The sequence below is a fragment of the Haliscomenobacter sp. genome, assembly GCF_040403615.1.
GTDB lineage: Bacteria > Bacteroidota > Bacteroidia > Chitinophagales > Saprospiraceae > Haliscomenobacter.
Genome location: NZ_JBBAKG010000029.1, coordinates 22,597 through 30,712, shown reverse-complemented (window position 1 = coordinate 30,712; position 8,116 = coordinate 22,597). Strand labels below are relative to the sequence as shown.

The window sequence follows — 8,116 nt, the reverse complement described above, 5'->3', positions numbered from 1 at the left end:
CCGCTGGCAGTGCTGATGGTTCCACCTTTGGGTTTTTGGACTACAATGGTAAAGAAATTCTCAGATAAGTCGTAGCAATCTGTGCTCAATGGTGTATTGAGGATATTTTGCCCAAACTGTACCCTGAATTCTCCGGTATGTGAGATCCCCCAAATGCGATAAGTTCCTTCAGGAGAACGTTCAAAGTCGATCAAAATGGACTCCACATCAGGAAACAATACCCTGTTGCGGTCATCGGTAATGACGATTCGGTATGCTTCTCCAATCAAAACCTCAGGAGGGAAAACGGGAATGGCATCCGAAAATCCATCTCCTGGACAAGCATAAAAAGTGCTTTCTGTGCCGGTGGTGCTGATGCGTCCTCCGTCAACTTCTCCACCTCGAATGACCCGAACTACATTGTCTGCCAAATCGAAGCAATTGTTGGCCAGGGTATCTTTTAACTTGAATTTTTTACCGATACTGATGCGATCAAGTCCGGTGTAGGAAAGGCCGAAAATCAGGTAGCTGCCTTCGGGTTCACGGCTCAAATCAATCCGATCAGTACGTACAATCTGGCGTACAATTGTATCGGTAGTCGTAAGAACATATGCAAATCCAGCCCTTGAACGGCTCGTGGTTTTCATCCGCAAGCTTGTGCCATCTTTTCCTGGGCAAAAACGCAGGTTGGTTGAGTCATTGCTGGCGCTGATGCGTCCACCATCGGGCACATCGATGAATACAGACAAGAAATTGTCCGAGATATTGGAACAACCATCAGAGATCTGGGCGGTTTGCAACACCCGGTTAGTGGTTAGGGTGAAGTTTCCGGAGAAGGATACTCCGTAGACCCGCAAATCCCGGAAACCCCGCAAATCAAGGTTTTGGCTGTTGCCATTCACGATACTGAGTATCAAACTACTGGCGTTGGTAATCACGTAGCGATATCCGGCCTCAGTGGCTTTGGAATTGTTGCTAAAAGTATAAGTATCTGGTTTTCCGTCGTTGCCACATACATAGATAGAATCGCCTACAGCTTTCGTTGAAATTCGGGCACCATCTACAAAAGACTTCTGCACTGCGATAAAGTTATCGCTCAAATCATAGCAATCATCCGTAATTGCCGAGTCACGTACCGATGATCCTTCCTTGATGATGATCTTTCCCGTAAACGCCAGGCCATAAACCCGAATGTTGGCGCCATTTATCTTTTCAAAATCAATTTGATTCGTGTCTGGCAAAATAGCGATGAGTTTATCCTTATCATCGGTGATCAGCAAGCGTTGAGGCGCACTGTTTTGGCCTTTTCGGGTTATAGTTGCGACATCGGCAGTACCATCTCCGGAGCAAATATTGCTTTTGATGCCAGTAGCTTCAATAGTTCCTGCTTCGGGTGCTACCTTTTCGATATCGAGGAAATTCTCGGATAATGAAAAGCAAGAAGTAGACAATTGAACCTGATTGGCCTTTTGACCAACCTTAGCCAATAAATCACCATTGAATACGAGTCCCCAAATGCGGTACTTACCTATTGGGAAAGAATCCAGCGAAGTGTTGCTTTCGCGGGTGATGGCGCGAATGGTGTTGTCAGCATTGGTGATCAGATAAGCAATGCCACCTTCCTGGTTGCCTGTCAATTGCCACTCAATTGAGTCTCTTTGTTTGTTGCTTGGACAAACGTAAGTTTTGACTCCGCCCCCAATCAGGGAAAGTTTACCCCCCAAAGGAATTTGACGATTGACAGTTAGGTAATTGAAAGACAAGCCAGAGCAATCATCGGCCAACAAATCGGTAAGTGCGTCTTGACCTGCCTTCGCCAACAATTGACCGCCATAAGCCAAACCCCAAACCCGATAGGTTCCACCAGGGAGATTGCCGAAATTGAAGCTGTCCAATGAAGTGGCAGCTATGATTTTATTGCTGTTGTTGGTGATGAGGTATACAAACTTATCCCCAAGACTGCCTATGCGTTGGAACCGCAGGGTAGAGCTTGATCCAGCCGATGGACATTGCAGGTTGTCGGTACGGCCATTGCTCAAACGAACCAGACCTCCCTGGAGGTTGGTCTTGATGGAAGTCAGCGCATTTGAGAGGTTAACGCAGGCATCAGAAAGGGCATTGCGGTTGATGTTTAAACCAACCTTTGCCGTTAATGTTCCAGTGTAAGCCATGCTGTAAATCCGCACGGTATCGCGAGGAATTTCATCAAAGATGAGTCTGGTTTGATCGGTGATGCGCAAAATATTCCCCAGGGCATCAGTAATCAGGTAAGTCAACTGAGAACCTTGACTGTCTTTTCTCGTCCAATTGAGGGTGTCAGGTTTTCCTGCTTTGCACACAAATTTGGGCGTATTTCCAGTGCTAAATGCAAGGATTCCACCTTTGATCTGCTCTTTGGTGATGGCAATGAAATTATCTGATAGATCAAAACAAGCATCCGAAGCACTTTTTGCGGTCACAATATCGCCCGCTCTGAGCTGCAAACTGCCAGAATAGGATAAGCCCCAAATCCGGCATTTACCGGGCTGCCCGGCATTCAAATCAATGCTATTGCCCAACAAAACCAGCAACAATCGATTCTGGTCATCGGTCAGCAAGTAGCGGTAGGTTGAAGCAGTGGCAGTGCCGGTATTTCTAAAAGACATCTGATCTGCAATAGCATCAATACACACCAAGCGTTGGGTTGCACCAGTGCTCAAGGAGACCAAACCCCCATCCACTTCATTCCAGCGGAAGCGCACAAAATTGTCGGATAGATCATAGCACTCATTGCTACTGAGCGTACCTACCCTGTTTCCTATTGTTGCGGTAAGTTTACCAGTGTAAGCCACGCCGTACACTCGGAAATTGTTGGGAAAACTCTTGGAAGGACGGAAATTTAGTCCATTTGAAATGGCAACGATGCGCTGCAAGGTATCCGTAATGATCAGGGCATAATTGTCTCCGATAAAACGTGGACTATTTTGAAGACTGATGCTTTCGGGCGCATTTTGTCCAAAACAAATCAATGCAGCACTGGGATTGGCCAAGCTCAGTTGACCAGCATCAACACTCCTTTTGATAACCTGAACATAGTTGTCTGATAAATCCCAACATTGGCTGGAAAGAGCTGCGCTTGCGACACTTTCTCCAACCTTGGCAATCAATTCGCCAGAATAGCCCAATCCCCAAATGCGGAAGTAGCCTTCTTCTTTACCCAAAATGCGTACTTGATTGCTGGTAGAAATGGATACAATGCGATTAAAGGTATCGGTAACCAGGTATACGTAGTTTTGAACCAAAAGAGTAGATGAAGTGATCATCAAACTGCTGTCTTTGCTTACTCCACACAATACTTTTCGCGTACCACCATCGGCCAGTTGAATTTTCCCGCCGTCATTCACCGACTTGGTAAACGTGATGAAATTCTGAGAAAAGTCAAAACACTGGTCAGAAAAGCGGCCTGTGCGAATATTTACACCAACAGAAAAAGAAATTTTACCTGTATAAGCTAAGCCATAAACGCGGTATTCACCCGCAGGGAGATCCGCCAGCTGGTATTGACCATTGTTGGGATAAAGGCTAACCACGTTGTTTTGACGATCGGTGATCAGGTAAACATAATTGTCACCTCCACCACCTGTAGTAGCAACCAATTTCGTTTGAGGAACTCCAGAGGTAAAGCACAACAATTGAGCCGTGGTGCCATCACTCAATTGCAAACGGCCTCCATTGGGATTGCGTTTGCGGATGTTGATGAAATTCTGAGTAATGGAATAACAACTGTCCGCAAAGGAAATCGCAAATAGCTTGTCTCCAACTTTAGCCTGAATGTTTCCGATGTAAGTAGCACCCCACACTCGATTGTATTCGCCGGGTATGTTGCGGAAATTGATCGTGGAACTGGCAGAAAGGGCAAGAATGCGATTTTCCAAATCGGTAATGATGAAATGTTGTTTCTCTGATCCTTTGGTAGACAATAGGTACGAACGCAAAGTAGCACCAGGATCATTTAGACATACCGTAGTGGAAGTATCAATGGCATTTGTACTGATTTTGCCAGCATCCAAGAGGTACACGGTGGCGCGAATAAAATTATCGGATAAGTCTGAACAAGCGGTACTGAGTTTTCCGCTTGCTACTTTACCAACTTCTGCGGTTAACTTGCCAATGTAACTCAAGCCCCAAACCCGGTATTCACCCGTTTGCAAACCATTGAAATCAACTTTAGCATTAGGAAGGATCTGGATGATTTTATTCTGAGCATCAGTCAGCAAATAGGTATACAAGGCTGGTGACTCGGTATTGGTTTTCAATTGTCGCGAAGAAATGTCGGGCAAATTGCCACACACGAAGGTATTGGTGGCGCCGTTGGGCAAAGTTACGCGGCCTCCATCTGGATTGGTCTTGATGATGGAGAGGTAATTGTCTGACAAATCGAAACAACTGTTCGAAAAAATAAAATTGTCTATTTGCCGCCCTTCAGAAGGGTTCAAGGTGCCACCATAGGAAAGCCCATAAAAATGAAAAACACCCAAGGGCAAACTGCGCAGTGAAATGTTGGTGTCGTCAAAAACTTTCAAAATAATTCCTTTGACATCGGTGAGTACATACCGATACACCGGACTTTTGCTGCCAGGTTGCAGCACCAAGGTTTCGTCGGTGTTTTCATTGGCACAGATGTAATGGGGTGAATCACTGTTTTTAAAAGAGAGTACCCCTCCATCTGGAATAAAATGGACTACACGCACAAAATTTTCGGTCAGGCCAAAGCAATAATTGGCCAAAGAGTCAGTTTTGGCGTTCATGCCGGGTTGTGCCAACAACTGTCCTTTGTAGTACAGTGCCCAAACCCGGTAATTGCCGACTTTATATTTTTCAAAATCAATTACTGGTGTTTTGAAAACGTCCAGAATGTTGTCGCCCTCATCGGTCAGCAACAATACATAAGGCAAATAAAAAGTACCTGTTTTAAAGGTTAAGCGATCAGGCTTTTGGTCTTCAGCACAGGTAAATGCCTCTGTTCCTCCACCAACTGCCAATGCGATCTTGGTTCCCTCACCACAGTTTTCGGGAGTTTGCGCTGTTAATCCTGAAGATGCACAACCCAAACAAAAAAGTACCCATAGGTAAAAATAATGCTTCATTGGATAGCAATTATGTATTGTTTTTTATTGCAAATAAATGATAGTCAACCTTCTAGAGGACGATTGACCTAAAAGCAAGTGCCGAAGGGGCATAGATGGGTGTAGATAGCCTCTTAAAGATACGAAAAAAAAATACAAGCGTTGGAGAAACGCAGCGTAAATATAGGCATTTAGTCGTAGAGAAATAACCGCAATGCATTAAAGTTAAAAAGATACCGTTTAAAGGTTATAATTGCTGATTTTAAGTCTGGACAAAACCTTTTATGTTAACACTACAATTTTAACAACGTTAAAAACGTACCTTTATTTGAGAAAACTTTAATGGATCCAAAGACCGAGATAGAATGCTATGTGGAATATTGCTACTCTTGCGTTGTTATTGATCGAAACATACTCTCACTCTATTCCTCCTAAGGCACAGGTGCCCTTAGCGGGAATTGATGCTATTAACCGATACACTGTGGAGCGGCTGGTTCAAGATGTATTTGTGGGTGGCGCTTGCAAAAACACCTTCAACATCAAGGGAATTGGCAACAATGGTGGAATAGGTTATTTTGAAAATGGACAATCCATCATCGGTATCAACCGGGGGGTGATACTTTCTACTGGGCCCATCGAAAATTGTGAAGGACCAAACGATTCACGCAGGATAAGTGGTGACTTTAAGGATTTAACCGGAGATCCAGACCTGAAGCAATTGTCCAAGCTCAATATCCAAGATGCAGTTGGCATCGAGTTTGATTTTACCCCGCTCGATTCAGTGGTTACGTTTCGATACGTTTTTGCTTCCGAAGAGTATTGTGAGTTTGTAGGTTCCAATTTCAATGATGTTTTTGGCTTTTTTGTAAGTGGCCCAGGCATCAATGGTCCTTTTGATAAAGGTGCGATCAATGTAGCCCTGGTGCCCGGCAGCAAGGATTATGTGTCGATTAATACCATCAATCACAATGCCAATCGGGATTATTTTGTGCACAACGAACTCAGAGAGGATGCCGAGCGTTGTGGGATTCCCTGGACCAACTCTCCCAATTTGGGAAACATTCAATACGATGGGTATACCAAAGTAATGACTGCTACACTCAGGCTTGTCCCTTGTGAAACCTATCACTTGCGCCTGATGATCTCCGATGTCAATGACGGGCAGTTCGACTCAGCTGTATTTTTGGAAGCAGAAAGTTTCAATATTGGTGGCAGCATCAATTTGGCGGTTGGCAATGGAGTTCAGTCCGATACGATAACCGAAGGATGTGGTGAAGGCCAATTCATGGTTAGTCGCAAAGATCCCACCCAAACCACTTTACCTTTAACCATCGGCATCCGAGTGGCCAATACCAGTCGGGCAAAATCAGGAGTAGACTTTAAATCAATACCCACTTCTGTAACAATTCCCAGCGGAAAAACATCTACTACAGTCAGGATAGAATCTATTCTGGATCAGATTGATGAGCCAATTGAAGACATTGTCTTGGAACTGGATTTCCCCTGCTCCTGTATCAGCGATACGGCCCGCTTATTCATCGAAGATCCTCCACCCCTGAAAACGGGTTTAAAAACAGTAGAATCTTGCATCGGAGATACGGTATTGCTGGTACTCAAGCCAAGTGGAGGGATATCACCGTATTCATTCCGATGGTCTAATGGGGATACCCTCACTACGTTGAAAGCGGTATCCAATATTGATACCACTTACCGCTTGAAGATGATGGATCGCTGTGGCCGCAGTTTTAATGATCAGGTAATTGTGCGCCGCCGCAGACCACCTCAGGCAAGGCTCAATAGTTTGCGCGAAGTCTGCTTTAACGATACGGTCTCGATTCCCATTTATTTTACCGGTTTAGCCCCATTCAATTTTACTTATAAACTGAATGGAATTCCCCAACAAACCATTGAGACTTTCAACAATCCTTATTTTATCAATACTACTCAAGAAGGGCGAATAGAATTACAGGATTTCCGGGATGCATTGTGTCAAGGCAGGGTGAGCGGCAAGGCGGAGATTCGCAACTACCAGTTGAAAACCCTTGCTACATCAAAACAAGTGAGTTGTTTCGCCGCCAATGATGGCGCAATTCGCGTTGATGTGGCTGGTGGTACCGCTCCTTATCGCTTCAAATGGAGCGGAAGTACGGACAATGATGGCGATGTCCAAAATCTGGCCTCAGGAAAATATGGGGTGACAATTACTGATGCTAAAGGCTGCTTTACCAATTTGGAGGTGGAGATCAATCAACCTCCGGCTTTGGATTCAATTACGTTTGATTGCGAAGAGTTTAGAAGCCCAATCATCTCATTTGCAGCCTCGGGGGGCACCCCACCTTATTTGTACAGTATAGATGGTGACCCTTTTCAGAATGAAGAGGTTTTCAGCCAACTCAATTCTGGTGATCGATACATGCTGCGGATTAAAGATGTAGCTGGTTGCTCAATCGACCAAAATTTCATCATGCCGTCACGTTTTGACAAAATGGTGGAACTTGATCCAACCGTTTTGCTGGAGCTTGGCCAGGATTATACCCTCAAACCAAAACTTAACATTCCAGAGAGTTTAGTCAAAAATATTAAGTGGTTGCCAAGCAATGGCCTGAGTTGTACAAATTGCCTGAATCCGAAATTAGGTGCATTAAAGAATGAAACTTATACGATCCAGATGGAGGATATTTTTGGATGTAAGGGATCAGCTTTTATCAACATCAAACTGAATCAACAAATTGATTTGTTCATTCCCAATGGATTTTCACCCAATGGCGATGGATTGAACGACCAGTTGGGGGTATTTGCCAATCGAAAACAAATCAAGCGAGTGGTTAGTATTCAAATTTTCAATCGTTGGGGCCTGCTTATTTACGAAGACCAGGACTTTCTACCCAACGAAAGTCGGCGAGGTTGGGACGGCAGATACAAAGGCTTGGATTTGCGCCCGGATGTATTCACTTACGTTGTAAAAGTTGAATTGGTCGATGGCCAATTTCAAATGCGCAAGGGAGAAGTGGTATTGATGCGGTAAACTGAAC

2 protein-coding genes are annotated in these 8,116 nt (G+C 44.6%); one reads left to right on the top strand and one right to left on the bottom strand.

The window, feature by feature from the left end:
• A partial coding sequence (locus ABW391_RS11240; protein WP_353481961.1) for a hypothetical protein occupies positions 1–5,105 on the bottom strand: 5,105 nt, incomplete at its 3' end.
• Positions 5,106–5,454: 349 nt separating this feature from the next.
• On the opposite strand from ABW391_RS11240, the gene ABW391_RS11235 reads away from it, so the two are divergent.
• Positions 5,455–8,109 (top strand): choice-of-anchor L domain-containing protein, encoded by a 2,655-nt coding sequence (locus ABW391_RS11235; RefSeq protein ID WP_353481960.1) that lies wholly within the window; start codon positions 5,455–5,457, stop codon positions 8,107–8,109.
• The last annotated feature ends 7 nt before the right edge of the window (positions 8,110–8,116 follow it).

What these genes read in the sequence shown, in the direction of transcription:
- ABW391_RS11235 (WP_353481960.1), top strand. Translation starts at nt 5,455, where the DNA reads ATGTGGAATATTGCTACTCTTGCGTTGTTATTGATCGAAACATACTCT.